This is a genomic window from Janthinobacterium agaricidamnosum, from assembly GCF_003667705.1.
Taxonomy (GTDB): domain Bacteria; phylum Pseudomonadota; class Gammaproteobacteria; order Burkholderiales; family Burkholderiaceae_D; genus Janthinobacterium.
The window spans coordinates 5,243,691-5,259,326 of the sequence record NZ_CP033019.1; the positions used below are offsets into that span (position 1 = coordinate 5,243,691).

The following is a 15,636-nucleotide window of genomic DNA, read 5'->3' on the forward strand; positions in this document are numbered from 1 at the left end:
GAACCAGCGGGCAGCAGCAACAGCCATCTGCCCTGCTAATTTTTGAATGAATTGACACCATGACCGAGATCACGTCCCTGAGAGACATCCCGCAAAAAAATATCTTCCGCAAGGGCGACACCTTTGTGCTGTTCGGCGAGCTGTTCGGCCGCGGCTATGTGAATGGCTTGCTGGACGAAGCGCGCAAGGCGGGCATGAATATCGTCGGCATGACGGTCGGCCGCCGCGATGAAAACATGGCGCTGCGCCCGCTGAACGCGGAAGAGCTGGCCGAGGCCGAAGCCAACCTGGGCGGCCGCATCATCAATGTGCCGCTGATGGCCGGTTTCGACCTCGACGCGCCCGCCGGCGAACCGACGCCGACGGCCCTGCTGGCCGACATGACCCTGAAAAGCTGGCAGGAAGACAAGCTGGACTGGGCGCAGATCGAACGCTGCCGCGAAGCCGGCATCGCCCGCTTCAGCGCTTCCGTGGCGAAAGCCATGGCCGAACTGGACAGCCTGATTCCTGACGGCAGCAATGTGTATTTCGCTCACACCATGGCGGGCGGCATTCCAAAGGTCAAGGTCTTCCTGGCAATCGCCAACCGCATCTACAAAGGCCGCGGCGAGCGCTTCATGTCTTCGCGCGCCCTGCTCGACAGCGACCTGGGTAAATTGATCCTGATGAACTTCGACGAAGTCACGGCCAACACCCTGCAGCACCTGATCGACGGCAGCGCCGCCATCCGCGCCCGCATCGAGCAAACGGGCGGCCAGGTGCGCTACAGCGCCTACGGCTACCACGGCACCGAGATCTTGATCGACGGCAAATACCAGTGGCAAACCTACAGCAACTACACGCAAGGCCTGGCCAAGATGCGCCTGGAAAACGTGGCCAAGGCCGCGTGGGAAAAAGGCATCAAGGCGACCGTCTTCAATTGCCCGGAAATCCGCACGAATTCGTCCGACATTTTCGTCGGCGTGGAACTGTCCCTGTTCCCCCTGCTCGACGCACTGAAAAAAGAAGGCGGCGCAGCCTGGGCCGAAGAGCAATGGAAAATCTGCCAGGGCTTGCTGGAAGACGGCGTGTCGCTGCAAGACTTGCTCGACCGTATCGCCGCCTACAATGGCGACGCCACGAGCGTGCAGTTCCGCAACTTCGCCGCCTGGCCGATGGACAACACCCCTGAGCTGGCCGACGTCATGATCGGTACCTCGGACGACATCACCAAGCTGCACAAGGACCGCAAGGAACTGATCACCGACCACCTGAGCTCGCTGGTGCTGGAAGGCACGGGCCCGCTGATGTTCCACACCATGTCGGAACCGCCAGCGCCCGTCGTCTGGCTCAACCACGACATCATCGCGCGCCAGCTGAACTCGGTTCACAACTGAGCTTGATGTAGCGCACACCACCGACGGCCCGGCTCATCCCCGGGCCGTCGGCGTTTCTGCGCGTGCTTTATGCGCGCACGATGGACACGCCGCCATCGGCCAGCAGCGCCGTGCCGGTGGTGAAGCTCGAGGCATCGGACGCCAGGTACAGCGCCGAGCGGGCGATCTCGTCCGGCGTAGCCAGACGTTTTAACGCATGCAAGCCCGCCACGAAGGCCAGCGCTTCGGACGTATTCGCCACTGCGCGCCCCATGGGCGTATCGGTGCCGCCCGGCAGCAGGGCATTCACGCGGATACCCGCCGTGCCATACTCGGCCGCCGGGGCCTTGGTCAAGCCGATCACGCCCGCCTTGCTGGCCGCATACGCGGCCATGCCGGACATGCCCAGCGTATGGCCGACAAAGGTCGAGGTAAAAATCAGCGAGCCGCCGCCGCGCGCCGCCATGGCGGGCAGCTGATATTTGGCGGCCAGGAAGGCGCTGGTGAGATTGGTGTCGACCGCCGCCCGCCAGTCTTCCAGGGCAACTTCCTGCGTGGGCCCCATGGGTCCCAGGGTGCCCGCATTATTGAAGGCGATATCGAGGCCGCCAAAGCGTTGCAGCGCCAGCGCCACGGCCGCTTGCGCGCATGCCGCGTCGGCCACATCACCGGCACAGGCCACGGCTTGCGCGCCGCCGTCAGACAGTTGCGCCACCAGCGCATCGAGTTCCTTCCGCCGCCGCGCCACCAGCACCAGCCGCGCCCCCTCGCGCGCGAACAGGCGCGCCGCCGCATGGCCGATGCCCGAGCTGGCGCCCGTGATGATGGCGACCTTATTTTCCAGTTGTAGCATTTGCTTCCCCTTCATGTGGTTGAAAGGGAAAAGATAGGCCGGCAAGCCGGGCGCGGCACTCCGCTTCTTGCGCTGGAATCGGCATCGTCACAGATTCTGCAGGCTTGGGCAAAACACACGCCAAGCATAAAACTTGCCAGATTGTGACAAATCAGTGATAATGCGTCTCGCGTTGCCGGGATGGCGGAATAGGTAGACGCACGGGACTCAAAATCCCGCGCTGGAAACAGCGTGCCGGTTCGATTCCGGCTCCCGGCACCACAGAACACTTTAGTTGCACCTGATCAAACCCGCCCATCGACAGATGCTGCGGGTTTTTTTATGGCGTTTATGTAAACGCCCTGGCCGCGCCCGGTTTGTCGCTCAGCTCGTCGCAGGCCACGGCACACGCAAGCCGATCCCCCTCGCTTGCTCGATCCCCTTATCCAAACGGCCGCACGCCAAACAGCACGCCGTGCAGCCAGAACGCCAGCAGCAGCCACAGCGCACAGCCCGCGGCTATGGCGATCAGGGTGCCTTGGACGGTGCCGCCCTGGTAGGCGACGCCGGCCGCGCGGTCGCGCTGCACGGCGGAAACCAGATCCACCGACGACCAGGCGAGGAAGCCGCCGAACAGCAGCACGTCGGCCACGTTGCCGTTGGCCAGCAGATGCGCGACGGCCCAGAGTTGCGTGCCGAGCAGCATGGGGTGGTGCACCAGGGTCTTGATGCGGTTGCGCGGCACATTGGCCGCCGCCAGCAAAATCAGCGAAAACAGCATCAGCAGACCGCTGGCATGGCGCAAGCCCATGGGCGGCGTCCACAGCACATGCGGCTGCTGGCGCGCCAGGGCATAGCCCCAGATGATCAGGCCCAGGCCGGCAAACGCCACGAGCGAGTACAGCCCCTTCCAGCGCTTTTCGCCGAGGCGAGCCAGCTGGGCGCTGCGCCAGCCGTCGGCGACGATGCGCACCGAGTGCAAGCCCAGGAACAGCAGCAAACCGAGTATCAGCACCGTCATCTTATTCTCCCCCAGTCAATGCCCGCTATCGAGCATAGACGACACCATGGCCAATGCCGTCCGCGCAGATCAACGTTCTTCGCGATAGTAATCGCAGCCCTCGAACGTGGTGCGCAGCGCCTGCTGCAGCTGGGCGTAGCGCTCGGGCGTCAAGTTGAAACGCACGTCGATCTGGCCGTCGTCATCCATCTGCATGGCGGCCTCGGCATCCATCTGCACGGACAGGCGGTTCGGATGCAGGATCACGGCGTGCATGTGGCCATACCACGCAAATTCCTGGCCGCCATATTCAATATACGGTTCGTCCATGCCCGTAGCGACGTCCTGCTCGTCGTATTCATCGGCGCGCTGCAGCATCAAGTAGACGGGCTCGCCTTTGCCCGCTGGCGCGGCCAGGGTGGTGATCAGGGCGTCGTCTTCATGGATGACGGACAACTCGGTGGCGGTAAATCCTGCGGACATGGCATGCTTTCAACAAATAAATGAATGACGCCACCATAGCGCAAAAGCGCCGCGCACGACATAGGGCGCGGCGAATAAAGCGTGCCGCCGCCGGCCGCGCTCGCCGCCTATAATGGCCATTCCATCCATATTGCACAGGAGACCGTCTTGACTGCCGCATCGCCCTACACCACCCGCCTGGCCATTCCCTCCATCGCCACCTATCAGCAGCTGCGCGTCGCCGCCGGGCTGAGCGCGAAAACCGCGGAGGCGGCGGCCAAGGGCTTGCCGAATTCCCTTTTTGCCGTGCAAGTGCTGCATGGCGACGAGGTCGTCGGCATGGGCAGGGTCATCGGCGATGGCGGCTGTTTTTACCAGGTCGTCGATATCGCCGTGCTGCCGGCCCACCAGGGCAAGGGCTTGGGCAAGCTGATCATGCGCGAAATCCGCCAGTTCATCGACAGCGACGTGCCGGAAAGCGCGTACGTCAGCCTGATCGCCGATGGCCAGGCGCAAGACCTGTATGCGCAGTTCGGTTTCAAGCATACGGCGCCCGCCTCCGTCGGCATGGCGCTGAAACGTTAGGCGCCCGATGCCGGTCTGGCTGCTGTGCTGCATGGTGCTGGCGCTGCTGTTGAGCGCTGCCGCCTGGCGCGCCGAGCGCGCGCGGCAACGGCGCGGGCGCACGACACGCTGGCTGTGGCTGGCGGCCATCGCCGCGTCCGCCATCGTGCCCCTGGCGTGGCTGCCCGGCGTGCTGGCGGCCATGCCGTCGGAGCAGGCGCAGCTGAAACTGGGCTGGTTTGCCTTATCGAGCGGCATGCTGTTGATGCTGGCGCTGCGCAGCATCTGGCTGCTGTCGCACCAGCGCCGCTGGCAGAAAACATCGCTGCTGGGCACGCCAGTGTACTTGAGCGGCGGCATCGGCCCCTGCGTGGCGGGGCTGCTGCGGCCGCGCATCGTGATGCCCGTCTGGCTGCAACTGATTCCTCCCCAACAACAAGCGCTGCTGCTGGCGCATGCACAATGCCGGCTGGCCACGCGCGATCCGCAGTTGCTGGCCCTGGCCTACGGCTTGATCGTGATCATGCCGTGGAATGTGCCCCTGTGGTGGCAGCTGCACCGGCTGCGCTTTGCCATCGAGGTCGATTGCGATGCGCGCATGCTGGCACGCGGCCACGCGCTGCACGACTATGCCTTCGTCCTGCGCCGGCACGGCCAGTATTATTCGGGCTTGACGGGCGCCTCGCCCATCGTGCTGAACGATCCGCTGGCGCTGCGCCGGCGGCGTCATCTGATGGCCAGATTTACCCGGGACCGGGCGGCGAACTTGCTATAGTAGCGGCAACGCCGCGCGGCATGCCCGCGATCCCGGCTTCCCCCTTAGAAATCAGAGAGATACCATGCTTTACCTGCTTGCCATCGTGATCGTCATCGCCCTGCTGTACTACGTCTTCAGCGGCCGCACGCCCGTCAAACCGCTGCACAAGCCGCTCGTGTCCGTGCGCCAGTACGTGCCGGCGATCCCTGCGGGCGCACCGGCGCACCACTGGAGCGACGAGGGGCGCTTTGCGTCGGAAGTGGAAAACGAAGCGATGTACCAACCCGCCATCGCCAAGCTGGCCGGCGAACACGGCCCCGGCAACGCGGAAGAAAAATGCCTGGCCCTGCTCGTCTGCGACGATGCCAATCCGTTCCAGGACAAGGCCATCGCCGTCTTCATCGACGGCCTGCTGGTGGGCTACCTGTCGCACAACGACGCCCTGCGCCTGCGCCGCAACCTGGGCCGCATGGATCTGGTGGGCCAGCTGACCTCGTGCGACGCCGTCATCCGCGGCGGCGGCCTGTGGAACGGCAAGCGCCTGTCGTACGCCGTCTGGCTGGACTTGCAGCCGTACAACTAATGATCGCTATAGCGCGCGCGCCAGCCTGACGGCCCGCGTGGCAATAAAGCTGGGCAGGAATTTTTCAATTTCAAAGCGCGGGTGGGGATGCATTTCCTCGTGGTAACCGGCCAGCACGAAGCCCGCCGCCAGCTGGCCGCCGATCTGGCTGTCCAGGCCGTGGCCGAAGACCAGCGCCTCGCCCTTTTCCATGCGCGCCGCCAGCGCATCGGCATCCATATCCTCCACATCCGAATACGGCAGCACGAAACGTGGCCGTATCAAGCCCTGCTGTGCCCATTGCGGATCGCGGTCGCCGATGAAGACGGCCGGGTTAAAGAAACTGCTCAGCAGCACGCCGCCATCGGCCAGCACGCGCGCGCATTCGCGCCACACGGGGGCGATATCGGGCACGTACTGGTTCGACACGGGGTGGATGATGACATCGAAGCTGGCGTCGGCAAAGCAGGCCAGATCGCGCATATCGCCCTGGACGGTGGCCAGTTGCAAGCCGTCGCGTTCGGCCACCATGCGGTCTTGCGCCAGTTGCTGTTCAGACAGATCGAAGACGGTGACGTGCGCGCCGGCGGCAGCCAGCACGGGCGCCTGCTGCCCGCCGGCACCGGCCAGGCACAGGATGCGCTTGCCACGCACCTCGCCCAGCCAGCCGGCCGGCAAGGGACCGGGCGTCAGATGGATTTGCCACTGCCCGGCACGGGCCGCGGCGACGGTGGCGCTGTCGACGGGCTGCGACCACGGGCTGTTCCGTGCAGCCTGCGCATCCCAGGCTTGCTGATTGTGCTGCAAGAAGTTGTTACCGTTATTACCTAAAGGCATCGTCATCCTTTCAGAAAAACAGGACGCGAATGTAGCATGACTCCAGGCAAGGCGCCACACTGCGCGTGCTGGCCGAAAAGAATACGAGAAGGCCTGGAAGCCCGAGAAGTGAACTCCCGCCACGGCCAGCGTTGTTGCGTCACACAAAGAAGTGCCGGACAGATGGCGCCGGCGCCGATGCAGACCACTGGAAGGGCAAGGAGTTCAATGCCATTATCGCCGGCAGGAAGCCAGGCATTTTGATGCACATCAAACACCTCGCAATTTTCTGCCGATGGACTTGCAGATGGCCATCGCCCGTGTTTTTTTGACCCACGTCAAGCCCCGCATAAGAAAACTGCCGTCCAGCACGGCAATGCTGGACTTGCCCGTGTTGCCGTTCTAGCCTTGTTGCCACCCTGACTAGCGAATGACACCATGGCTTACAAATCCATCCTCGTCCACGCCGACCTGTCGCGCCATGCGCCGCAGCGCATCGCCATCGCGGCGCGGCTGGCGCACACGCACCAGGCGCACCTGATCGGCGCCGCCATGACGGGCGTGTCGCGCTTTACCCTGGAAAACAACCGCGGCATGCGCGGCGGCGCCGTGGCGGCGCAGATCAATGCCCTGCACGGGCAGGCGGAGCAGGCGCTGGACCAGTTTGAAACGCTGGCGCGCCAGGCCGGCGCCGTTTCGCTCGAGCGGCGCCTGATCGAAGACGACGAGGATGGCGGCCTGGCCGTCAGCGCCCGCTACAGCGACTTGACGGTGCTCAGCCAGCACGACGCCAGCGAAGCGCTGCCCGGCACCATGAGCGACCTGGTGCCCTACGTCATGCTGAACGCGGCCCGTCCCGTGCTGATCGTGCCGCGCAGCGGTCAATTCGCGCAAGTGGACAACACCGTGGTGGTGGCCTGGGATGGCAGCATGGAAGCGACGCGCGCCATCGGCCACGCCCTGCCCCTGCTGCGCGCGGCGCGCCTGGTGGTGCTGGCCCTGCTGCACCCGCCGGCCGGCCACGCACAGCCGGCCCGCCATCCGGGCGCCGACATCGCCGCCTACCTGAGCCGCCATGGCGTGCCCGTCGAGGTGCGCCCCGCCGTCACCACGGGCGACGTCGGCGCGGCGCTGCTGGCCATGACGGCCGAAGTGCATGCGGACCTGCTGGTCATGGGCGGCTACGGCCACGCCCGCTTCCGCGAAATCCTGCTGGGCGGCGTGACGGAAACGGTGCTGCGCCAGATGACCTTGCCCGTGCTGATGGCGCACTGAGATCCTGCGCGCCACGTTCTGTTGCACAATGGCTATACTTGCCTGATTTTCCATATCAAGGCAATGTAGATGAAGCAACAAATGATCAATTGGGGCAGCAACCTGGCGCCGTTCGGCAGCGAACTGCTGTGGACCGCCCTGCCATCGATGCTGCTGTATGGCATGCTCGGCTTTGTGCTGGCGCTCGGCATCTGCTACCAGCTGGCCAGAAAATGCCTGCTCGTGCGCCGTCCGCGCGCCTGGCATGTGGCCGCCAAGCTCAGCTATGTGTTGATCCTGCTCGCGCTGCCGCTCCTCGGCGGCGGGTTTGGCGCCGTGCACAGCGCACACCGCATGGTCAACCAGGCCCTCGAGCGCGACCTGCAGCCGGTGGTCGAAGCGCAGATGCCGGCGCTGCGCGTCTACCTGGAGCAGCAGGTCAAGCTGATCGCCCCGGGCCAGCCCATCAGCGTGCGCAGCCTGCTCGAACCCTACGTGCAAGGCATGTATTACCAGCCCACGTCCAGCAGCTACTGGGAACGCAGCAAGGCGCGCTGGATCAATGAATTCATCCTGCGCCGCGGCAGCGTGCTGCTGACGCAAGTGCTGCAGGAACAGCTGATCGCCAGGGTCGGCCTGCTCGGCGAAGCGCTCAAGGGCGCCAACTTCCGTGGCCAGGCGACGGGCGAGCTGGCCGCGCTGGGCACCGACCTGGCCGTGCGCCTGACCACCGACGTGGCGCGCCAGGCCGACTTCAGCAAACTCGACAAGTCAGTGCCGATGATTTTCGTCGACGCCATCAAGCGCCAGGCCGGCGCGTATTTCAACTCGCTCAAGATCACGCTGGCCCTGTTCGCGCTGGTCGCGCTGCTGCTGGTATGGGGCGAGATCATGCTGTACCGCCACTATTACCTGCGCCGCCAGCCGGCCGCCACGGCCCTGCCCGTCCCACCGACGTAAAAAAGCCGCCCCTCCTTGCGGATGGGGCGGCTTTTCATGTGCAGCTAACGCTTAGACCTTACGCTGGGCCACTGCGTCGACCACGCACAAGGCCGTCATGTTGACGATGCGGCGCACGGTGGCCGATGGCGTCAGAATGTGCACGGGCTTGGCGCAGCCGAGCAGGATCGGACCCACGGCGATGCCGTTGCCGGCCGCCGTCTTCACCAGGTTGTAGGCGATGTTGGCCGATTCGATGTTCGGCATGACGAGCAGGTTGGCGTCGTTCTTCAGTGCCGAATTCGGCATGATTTTTTGACGCAGCTTGCTGTCGAGGGCCGTATCGCCGTGCATTTCGCCGTCGATTTCCAGGTCCGGCGCACGTTCCTTGACGATGGCCAGGGCGGCGCGCATCTTTTGCGCCGAGGCGCTGTCGCTGGAACCGAAGTTCGAGTGCGACAGCAGGGCCGCGCGCGGCGACAGGCCGAAACGGGTCATCTCTTCGGCGGCCATGATGGTGATCTCGGCCAGCTGCTCGGCGTCCGGGTTTTCATTGACGTGCGTGTCGACCATCACCAGCTGGCGTTCCGGCATGATCAAGACGTTCATGGCGGCGTAGACATTGCTGCCGGCGCGCTTGCCCAGCACCTGGTCGATGTATTTCAGGTGCAGCTGGGTGGTGCCGAAGGTGCCGCAGATCATGCCGTCGGCGTCGCCCTTGTGGATCATCATCGAACCGATCAGGGTGTGGCGGCGGCGCATTTCCAGCTTCGCGTATTCCTCGGTGACGCCCTTGCGGCTGGTCATCGCGTAGTACGTGTTCCAGTAATCGCGATAGCGCTCGTCGAAGTCCGGGTTGATGACGTCGAAATCGACGCCTTGCTTGAGGCGCAGGCCGAACTTCTGGATGCGCGCTTCGAGCACGGGCGGACGGCCCACCAGGATGGGACGCGCCAGTTTTTCATCGACCACCACTTGCACGGCGCGCAGCACGCGCTCTTCTTCGCCTTCGGCGTAGACGATGCGCTTGAGTTCGGCCGGCGTGGATTTGGCCATCAGGAACAGCGGCTTCATGAAGGTGCCGCTGCGGTAGACGAATTGCTGCAGGCTGTCCGCGTACGCCTGCAAGTCCTTGATCGGACGCGTGGCGACGCCGGAATCCTCGGCCGCCTTGGCCACGGCCGGCGCGATCTTGATCAGCAAACGCGGATCGAACGGCATCGGGATCAGGTATTCAGGGCCGAACGACAGGTTGCTGATGCCGTAGGTGGTGGCGACGATGTCCGACTGCTCGGCGTGCGCCAGGTCGGCGATCGCGTGCACGACGGCGATTTCCATTTCGCGCGTGATCGTCGTGGCGCCGCAATCGAGGGCGCCGCGGAAGATGTAGGGGAAGCACAGCACGTTGTTGACCTGGTTCGGATAGTCCGAACGGCCCGTGGCGATGATGGCGTCGCTGCGCACGGCCTTGACTTCTTCCGGCAGGATTTCCGGATTCGGGTTGGCCAGCGCAAGGATCAGCGGGTTCGGCGCCATCTTGCGCACCATGTCCTGTTTCAGCACGCCGGCGGCGGAAACGCCGAGGAAGATGTCGGCGTCCGGGATGACTTCGCCCAGGGTGCGCAGCGGCGTGTCTTGCGCGAAGCGTTCCTTGTCCGGATCCATCAGTTCCGCGCGGCCCTTGTAGACGACGCCGGCCAGATCGGTGACGTAGATGTTTTTCAGGGGGAAGCCCAGGTCGACGATCAGGTCCAGGCAGGCCAATGCCGCCGCGCCCGCGCCCGAGACCACCAGCTTGCAGTCCTCGATCTTCTTGCCGACGGCTTTCAGGCCGTTCAGGATGGCCGCGCCGACGATGATGGCGGTGCCGTGCTGGTCATCATGGAAGACGGGAATCTTCATGCGGTCGCGCAGCTGGCGCTCGATGTAGAAGCACTCGGGCGCCTTGATGTCTTCCAGGTTCACGCCGCCGAAGGTCGGTTCCAGCGACGCGATGATGTCGACCAGTTTATCGGGATCCGATTCGTTGATTTCGATGTCGAAGACGTCGATGCCGGCGAATTTCTTGAACAGCACGCCCTTGCCTTCCATCACCGGCTTGGCGGCCAGCGGGCCGATATTGCCCAGTCCCAGCACGGCCGTGCCGTTGGTGATGACGGCCACCAGGTTGCCGCGCGCCGTGTATTTATAGGCATTCGCCGGATCGATGACGATTTCTTCGCACGGTGCCGCCACGCCTGGCGAGTAGGCCAGTGCCAGGTCGCGCTGGTTGGTCAGTTGTTTGGTCGGCGTCACGCTGATTTTGCCGGGGCGCGGGCACTCGTGATACTCGAGTGCGGCCAAGCGCAATTGTTGACGCAATTCTTCTTTTTTATCAGATGACGAATCCATGCTGTGCTGCCTTCCTGTTTGGTCGATCGGGTGTTCCGGATTTTATCAGACCGATTCTTTCAATTAGCTAGGTATTTTCCGCTAGCCACAGTCTGATATCACGAAAACGCATAACCTAGCATTGTAAGGCCGTCCGGCGGCACAAACGTCCTCAACAGGAAAAACTATCAAATTTTATATTTCAATTAGTTTTTGTGATCAGTCGCCGGGAGCACGCCACAGCGGCAGCGCGGCGACGGCGCGCTCGAGATCGTCCATGTCGTCGCCGCCCAGGCTGGTGTCGAATGGGGCGGACAGGATGCGGCGCATCAGCGCCAGGCGCGTCGTCGCTTGCTCTTCGTCGATGAAGCGCGTCGTCTCCGCACAATACTGCGCGCGGCGCAGCACATCGGCGCCGTCATCGTCGCCGTCGGGATAATAATGGCGGCCGATGTGATGCAGCGACTGCAGCAGAAATTCGATCTCGCGCAGGATGCGCAGCGCATCCTCGCCGGACAGCACGATGCGGCGGTTGGCAGGCAGCAGGGACGGCGGCGTGGCCCGGTTATTCGAAATTGTCATCGATCAGGAAGCCGTAGCCGTCATCGATCAGCATTTGCAGATACGCGTCGAAGCTGTCGGCGATGACCTGGTAGTTGTCGGGATCGTGCAGGAAGCGCACGACCTGCCCCACCTTGCCCGACGCCGTGGGCGTGAAATCGACATACAGGCGCGAGGAGCCGCCATTGTTCATGCAATGCGAAAAACACAGGCGCTGGCCCTGTTGGATGCCCGCGTCGATGCGGGTATCGACGATGCCGGGGTCGTCGTCCAGGTAATGGCCGTAGATATCGGCGATGCTGCGCTGGTTCGCTTGCCTGTCTTCCAGGATCTGTTCGACGGAACTCAGGTAATACGGGTACTCGAACACGTCCGAGCCCAGCATGTACACCAGCACCATGCCGCCGGGATACTCCTGGTAATAGGTGCCGTTGTACTGGCCCAGCAGGCGCAGCAGGCTGTCCGGGCACAGCGGATAGGCCTGGCGCAAGCTGGCCAGTTGCGCCGCGCTGGCGCCGCTGGCCAGCGCCAGCTCCGCCAGCGGTTCCGGCGGCATGGCCTGGCGCAAGCCGGTTAAATAGTGGTCGACGATATCCATGCGTGGCGGGCTCCTGAATTGACGGGTCGGCGCAATATAGCAGTTCAGGATACGCGTCCGGCGCACGGCTGGGCCAGCCGCGCTCCCGGCGCGAAGCGCACGGCGATCAGCAGCAACAGCACCACGCCGCCCGCCATCACCATCCACGCCTGGGCCAGGCTGGACGAATGCTGGCGGATCAGGCCGGCGATGAAGGGCATGCTGCTGGCGATGATGTAGCCGCCGCCCTGCACAAAACCGAGCAACGCACCGGCGCCCGCCGGGTCACGCACGTGGTCCATGCTGACGATCAGCGACAGGGGGAACAGCGCGCCGATGCCGCAACCGAGCAGGATTACGGCGGGAATGGCCAGCTGCGCGGGCGCCACGATCAGGCAAGCCAGGCCGGCCAGCACGGCCAGCAAGACCGACAATAACAGGATGCGGCGGTCGGGGAAGCGGTGGATGATGCTGGAAATCACCAGTCCCGCCAGCACTTCCACCAGGGTCAGCCCACCGAGCAGCAAGCCGCTGTCGGCCGCGCTCCAGCCCAGTTCCGTATAAAACGGCGGCAGCCAGGCCAGCACCAGCGTGTACGCCCCCGTGCCGATGCCAAAGAACACCATCAGCAGCCAGGCGCGGCGGCTGCCCACGGGCAGGCTGGCGCCCGCGCCGCCGGTCACCTCCACGCGCGAGGCGGCGGCGCGGCGCCACAGCAGCGCGGCGGCCACGGCGGGCAGCGCCCACAGGGCCAGCAGCGCTTGCCAGCCCCAGCTTTGCGCCAAGGGCGAAGCGGAGGCGGCGGCGATGGCCGCGCCGCCCATGATGCCCGTCGTATAAAAACCCATCAGCTGGCCCGCCCGTTCGGGGAAATGGCGCTTGATGAAAGCCGGCAGCAGCGCCTGCACCAGCGCGATGCCCAGGCCGCCCAAGGCCGCCGTGGCGATCAGCCCGCCGCTGCCGTGCAAGGGCCAGCGCAAGGCGCAGGCGGCTGCGATGATGGCGATGCCGAGGCTGATGCCGCGCGCCACGCCCAAGCGGCGCTGCAGCTGGGCGCCCGCCAGCGCGCACACGCCCATGGCGAACACGGGCACGGTGGTCAGCAAGCCCGCGTCGGCATTGCTAAGGCCCGTGCTGGCCTGGATGCTGTCGAGCAAGGGGCCGATGGCGGCCAGGATGGGGCGCAAATTCAGGCCCAGCAGGATGATGGCGGCCACCAGCAGGGCGGACGAGGGCAGCGGAGAAGAGACGGGGCGTTCAACAGGCATGGCAGAGTAGTCCTTGCCTCGCAGGGAGGCACATGGTTTAATGCGTGACATAATCACTTGATGAAAAGTATCTTAGCATAAAGATAGAAATCTATCTTGATGTCGAGATAAATGCCTACGCCATGACGGATACCCCGCAAGAACACACGCGCGCGCAATTTGCCGCCGCACAATGGCAGCGCGAACTGCCGCAGATGGATACGCGCGCCATGCAGCTGGTGGGACAGCTGGGCACGGTGGCGCAGCTGATGGCGCGCGACTGGCTCAATCCCCTGTTCGCCGAACACGGCTTGCAGCCGGGCGAATTCGACGTGCTGGCGACATTGCGCCGCTCGGGCGCGCCCTACAGCCTGACGCCGACGGCCCTGTACGAGGCGGCCATGCTGTCCTCGGGCGGCATGACCAACCGCATCGACCGGCTGGAAGCGGCCGGCCTGATTGAACGCCAGAAGCACCCGACGGACCGGCGCGGCGTGCTGGTGGCCCTCACGCCCCAGGGACTGGCCTTGATTGAAAAGCTGGTGCTGCTGCACGTGGAGAACGAGCGCGCCATGCTGTCGGCCTTGAGCGCGGACGAGCAGCGCCAGCTCGACCAGTTGCTGGCCAAGCTGCTGCAAGGCATGGCACAGGCGAAGAAGGGCTAAGCAGCGAGCAGCTGCGCCAGCTCGCGCAGCGCCGCATTGCCGCGCCGGGCCAGGCGCCGCAGGTCGGCGGGATCGCGGCTGTCGTACAGGGCCTGGACATGGCCCACGCTGGCCGCGCGCAAGTCGATATCGCTGTCGCGGTCCGCAAGCTGGGCGTCGGCCACGTGCCCCTCGACCAGGGTCAGATAATAATGGCGGGGCTTGCCGCGCAAATTGGCGGCAAACTGCAGCACCAGGCCGCTGTCGAACAGCAGGGCGCCGCTGCGGCCGCCCTGTTCCAGCAGCACGCGAAACGCGGGCAAGGGCTGCCGCGCCGCGCGCAGGAAACCGGCCAGGTGCACCTGGTAACCGAGGTCCAGGCCATTCGCGCCCAGCTGGCCGCGCTGCAGATACGCCTTGAACGACGCCTGCACGGGCCGCTTGCCCCTGCGGAACAGGCGCTCATCCTCGTACAGGCACAGCTGACCACCGTCGCAGATGGCGTCGAAGCCGCGCGCCACCAGCTCCTGCGCCTCGAAGGTGGCCAGGCCAACGGCTTGCGGGTCGCGCAGCCAGCCGTGGTCGAGCCAGGATTGCAGTAAGTCGTGAATATCGGAAAGGGGCATGGCAAGTTGCTCGGCAGTGACAAAGGCCTGTATTGTAGGCCAGCCTATAATAGCCGGGCCACACCATCACTCAACGAACAGACCACGCCATGGCCCCACACGACGCGCTTTCCGAATTCGACCTGATCAAACACTATTTCGTGCGCCAGCGCCCCGGCCGCGCCACCCTGGGCATCGGCGACGATTGCGCGCTGATGACGCCAGCGGCCGGCAAGCAGATCGCCATCTCGTCGGACATGCTGGTCGAGGACCGGCACTTCTTTGCCGGCGCCGACGCCCGCATGCTCGGCCACAAAAGCCTGGCCGTGAACCTGTCCGACCTGGCCGCCATGGGCGCGCGCCCCGTGGCATTTACCTTGGCCCTGGCCCTGCCGCAAGCGGAACGCGCCTGGCTGGCCGGCTTTGCCGAAGGCCTGTTCGCGCTGGCCGACGCCTTTGATTGCGAACTCATCGGCGGCGACACCACCAAGGGTCCCTTAAATATCTGCATCACCGTGTTTGGCGAACTGGCGCCGGGCCAGGCCCTGCGCCGCAGCGCGGCCGTGGCGGGCGACGACATCTGGGTCAGCGGCACCCTGGGCGACGCGCGCCTGGCACTGGCCGGCTACCGCATGGAACAGGAATTATCGCCAGCGGACCTGGCCACTGCAGGCGCGCGCATGCACACACCGACGCCGCGCGTGACGCTCGGTTGCGCGCTGGCCGAAGCGGGCCTCGCGCATGCCGCCATCGACATTTCGGACGGCCTGGTCGGCGACCTCGGTCACATCTTGAAAGCGTCGCGCGTGGGCGCCACCCTGGACGTCGACGCCCTGCCGGCCGGCCCCGTGCTGGCGCGGCAGGATGCGCAACTGCGCCGCCGCTACACGGCCGCCGGCGGCGACGATTATGAACTGTGCTTCACGGCGCCCGCATCGTCGCGCGACGCCATCGCCGCACTGGCGATCAGCTGCGGCACGCCCGCCACGCGCGTGGGCCGCATCGAGACGCATGCAGGCTTGCGGCTGGTGGATGCGGCCGGACAGCCGCTGGATTTACAACTGAGCTCGTTCGACCACTTCAGCGACTGA

General features: G+C 65.0%; 17 protein-coding genes and 1 tRNA gene. 9 read left to right on the forward strand and 9 right to left on the reverse strand.

All coding sequences use genetic code 11. From position 1 onward, the window contains the following. The first annotated feature begins 59 nt into the window (after positions 1-59). The gene (locus D9M09_RS23655; RefSeq protein ID WP_070290994.1) at positions 60-1,376 is read left to right on the forward strand and encodes an enoyl ACP reductase FabMG family protein; all 1,317 of its coding nucleotides are present in this window, start codon (positions 60-62) and stop codon (positions 1,374-1,376) included. A 67-nt stretch (positions 1,377-1,443) separates the two neighbouring features. Here D9M09_RS23655 and D9M09_RS23660 read toward each other — a convergent pair whose 3' ends face one another. After that, the gene (locus tag D9M09_RS23660) at positions 1,444-2,208 is read right to left on the reverse strand and encodes an SDR family oxidoreductase (protein ID WP_121670531.1); all 765 of its coding nucleotides are present in this window, start codon (positions 2,206-2,208) and stop codon (positions 1,444-1,446) included. Positions 2,209-2,382: 174 nt separating this feature from the next. Between D9M09_RS23660 and D9M09_RS23665 the strand changes: the two genes are divergently transcribed. Next, positions 2,383-2,469: transfer RNA gene (locus D9M09_RS23665), tRNA-Leu, on the forward strand. A 160-nt stretch (positions 2,470-2,629) separates the two neighbouring features. On the opposite strand, the gene D9M09_RS23670 is transcribed toward D9M09_RS23665, so the two are convergent. Both D9M09_RS23670 and D9M09_RS23675 read right to left on the reverse strand, forming a co-directional pair. Beyond that, complete coding sequence (locus tag D9M09_RS23670) at positions 2,630-3,208, reverse strand: NnrU family protein (RefSeq protein WP_121670532.1); 579 nt, start codon at positions 3,206-3,208, stop codon at positions 2,630-2,632. Between the two features lie 69 nt (positions 3,209-3,277). Further along, positions 3,278-3,670 (reverse strand): Imm10 family immunity protein, encoded by a 393-nt coding sequence (locus tag D9M09_RS23675; protein ID WP_070290944.1) that lies wholly within the window; start codon positions 3,668-3,670, stop codon positions 3,278-3,280. 147 nt (positions 3,671-3,817) lie between these two features. Between D9M09_RS23675 and D9M09_RS23680 the strand changes: the two genes are divergently transcribed. The 3 genes from D9M09_RS23680 (at position 3,818) to D9M09_RS23690 (ending at position 5,553) form a co-directional block, all read left to right on the forward strand. Then, positions 3,818-4,234 carry a GNAT family N-acetyltransferase gene (locus D9M09_RS23680; protein WP_070220730.1) on the forward strand — a complete coding sequence of 139 codons (417 nt, stop codon included), beginning with the start codon at positions 3,818-3,820 and terminating at the stop codon, positions 4,232-4,234. A 7-nt stretch (positions 4,235-4,241) separates the two neighbouring features. Beyond that, positions 4,242-4,988 carry a M56 family metallopeptidase gene (locus D9M09_RS23685; RefSeq protein WP_121670533.1) on the forward strand — a complete coding sequence of 249 codons (747 nt, stop codon included), beginning with the start codon at positions 4,242-4,244 and terminating at the stop codon, positions 4,986-4,988. Between the two features lie 64 nt (positions 4,989-5,052). Beyond that, the gene (locus D9M09_RS23690; RefSeq protein WP_070290942.1) at positions 5,053-5,553 is read left to right on the forward strand and encodes a hypothetical protein; all 501 of its coding nucleotides are present in this window, start codon (positions 5,053-5,055) and stop codon (positions 5,551-5,553) included. Between the two features lie 6 nt (positions 5,554-5,559). Here the strand turns inward: D9M09_RS23690 and D9M09_RS23695 are convergent, their stop codons facing one another. Then, a complete protein-coding gene (locus tag D9M09_RS23695; protein ID WP_205602296.1) occupies positions 5,560-6,375 on the reverse strand; it encodes a class I SAM-dependent methyltransferase in 816 nt (271 codons plus the stop codon). Positions 6,376-6,786: 411 nt separating this feature from the next. Here D9M09_RS23695 and D9M09_RS23700 point away from each other — a divergent pair, with 411 nt between their 5' ends. Both D9M09_RS23700 and D9M09_RS23705 read left to right on the forward strand, forming a co-directional pair. Continuing rightward, positions 6,787-7,623 (forward strand): universal stress protein, encoded by an 837-nt coding sequence (locus D9M09_RS23700; RefSeq protein WP_121670534.1) that lies wholly within the window; start codon positions 6,787-6,789, stop codon positions 7,621-7,623. Between the two features lie 69 nt (positions 7,624-7,692). Further along, on the forward strand, positions 7,693-8,562 hold the full coding sequence (locus tag D9M09_RS23705; RefSeq protein ID WP_121670535.1) for a hypothetical protein: 870 nt from the start codon (positions 7,693-7,695) through the stop codon (positions 8,560-8,562). A 51-nt stretch (positions 8,563-8,613) separates the two neighbouring features. Here D9M09_RS23705 and D9M09_RS23710 read toward each other — a convergent pair whose 3' ends face one another. From D9M09_RS23710 to D9M09_RS23725, 4 genes are all read right to left on the reverse strand, one after another. Then, positions 8,614-10,932 (reverse strand): NADP-dependent malic enzyme, encoded by a 2,319-nt coding sequence (locus D9M09_RS23710; RefSeq protein WP_070220307.1) that lies wholly within the window; start codon positions 10,930-10,932, stop codon positions 8,614-8,616. Between the two features lie 198 nt (positions 10,933-11,130). After that, positions 11,131-11,493, reverse strand: a complete 363-nt coding sequence (locus D9M09_RS23715) for a hypothetical protein (RefSeq protein WP_205602297.1) — start codon at positions 11,491-11,493, stop codon at positions 11,131-11,133. Continuing rightward, the gene (locus D9M09_RS23720; RefSeq protein WP_121670536.1) at positions 11,477-12,070 is read right to left on the reverse strand and encodes an SMI1/KNR4 family protein; all 594 of its coding nucleotides are present in this window, start codon (positions 12,068-12,070) and stop codon (positions 11,477-11,479) included. Before D9M09_RS23720 ends, D9M09_RS23715 begins: the two co-directional genes overlap by 17 nt. 44 nt (positions 12,071-12,114) lie before the next feature. After that, positions 12,115-13,317, reverse strand: a complete 1,203-nt coding sequence (locus D9M09_RS23725; RefSeq protein ID WP_121670537.1) for an MFS transporter — start codon at positions 13,315-13,317, stop codon at positions 12,115-12,117. A 122-nt stretch (positions 13,318-13,439) separates the two neighbouring features. Between D9M09_RS23725 and D9M09_RS23730 the strand changes: the two genes are divergently transcribed. Next, the gene (locus tag D9M09_RS23730; protein ID WP_070220311.1) at positions 13,440-13,961 is read left to right on the forward strand and encodes a MarR family winged helix-turn-helix transcriptional regulator; all 522 of its coding nucleotides are present in this window, start codon (positions 13,440-13,442) and stop codon (positions 13,959-13,961) included. Here the strand turns inward: D9M09_RS23730 and D9M09_RS23735 are convergent. Next, complete coding sequence (locus D9M09_RS23735) at positions 13,958-14,566, reverse strand: hypothetical protein (RefSeq protein WP_121670538.1); 609 nt, start codon at positions 14,564-14,566, stop codon at positions 13,958-13,960. The two genes, D9M09_RS23730 and D9M09_RS23735, sit on opposite strands and share 4 nt — an antisense overlap. Before the next feature lie 89 nt (positions 14,567-14,655). Here D9M09_RS23735 and thiL point away from each other — a divergent pair, with 89 nt between their 5' ends. Then, a complete protein-coding gene (gene thiL / locus D9M09_RS23740; RefSeq protein ID WP_121670539.1) occupies positions 14,656-15,636 on the forward strand; it encodes a thiamine-phosphate kinase in 981 nt (326 codons plus the stop codon).

Bases quoted from the DNA above. Each gene is read 5' to 3' on its own strand.
- D9M09_RS23700 (WP_121670534.1), top strand. From the start codon at position 6,787: ATGGCTTACAAATCCATCCTCGTCCACGCCGACCTGTCGCGCCATGCG.
- D9M09_RS23710 (WP_070220307.1), bottom strand. From the start codon at position 10,932: ATGGATTCGTCATCTGATAAAAAAGAAGAATTGCGTCAACAATTGCGC.
- D9M09_RS23725 (WP_121670537.1), bottom strand. From the start codon at position 13,317: ATGCCTGTTGAACGCCCCGTCTCTTCTCCGCTGCCCTCGTCCGCCCTG.
- D9M09_RS23735 (WP_121670538.1), bottom strand. From the start codon at position 14,566: ATGCCCCTTTCCGATATTCACGACTTACTGCAATCCTGGCTCGACCAC.
- D9M09_RS23695 (WP_205602296.1), bottom strand. From the start codon at position 6,375: ATGACGATGCCTTTAGGTAATAACGGTAACAACTTCTTGCAGCACAAT.
- D9M09_RS23670 (WP_121670532.1), bottom strand. From the start codon at position 3,208: ATGACGGTGCTGATACTCGGTTTGCTGCTGTTCCTGGGCTTGCACTCG.
- D9M09_RS23660 (WP_121670531.1), bottom strand. From the start codon at position 2,208: ATGCTACAACTGGAAAATAAGGTCGCCATCATCACGGGCGCCAGCTCG.
- D9M09_RS23675 (WP_070290944.1), bottom strand. From the start codon at position 3,670: ATGTCCGCAGGATTTACCGCCACCGAGTTGTCCGTCATCCATGAAGAC.
- D9M09_RS23685 (WP_121670533.1), top strand. From the start codon at position 4,242: ATGCCGGTCTGGCTGCTGTGCTGCATGGTGCTGGCGCTGCTGTTGAGC.
- D9M09_RS23690 (WP_070290942.1), top strand. From the start codon at position 5,053: ATGCTTTACCTGCTTGCCATCGTGATCGTCATCGCCCTGCTGTACTAC.
- D9M09_RS23720 (WP_121670536.1), bottom strand. From the start codon at position 12,070: ATGGATATCGTCGACCACTATTTAACCGGCTTGCGCCAGGCCATGCCG.
- D9M09_RS23730 (WP_070220311.1), top strand. From the start codon at position 13,440: ATGACGGATACCCCGCAAGAACACACGCGCGCGCAATTTGCCGCCGCA.
- D9M09_RS23655 (WP_070290994.1), top strand. From the start codon at position 60: ATGACCGAGATCACGTCCCTGAGAGACATCCCGCAAAAAAATATCTTC.
- D9M09_RS23705 (WP_121670535.1), top strand. From the start codon at position 7,693: ATGAAGCAACAAATGATCAATTGGGGCAGCAACCTGGCGCCGTTCGGC.
- D9M09_RS23715 (WP_205602297.1), bottom strand. From the start codon at position 11,493: ATGACAATTTCGAATAACCGGGCCACGCCGCCGTCCCTGCTGCCTGCC.
- thiL (WP_121670539.1), top strand. From the start codon at position 14,656: ATGGCCCCACACGACGCGCTTTCCGAATTCGACCTGATCAAACACTAT.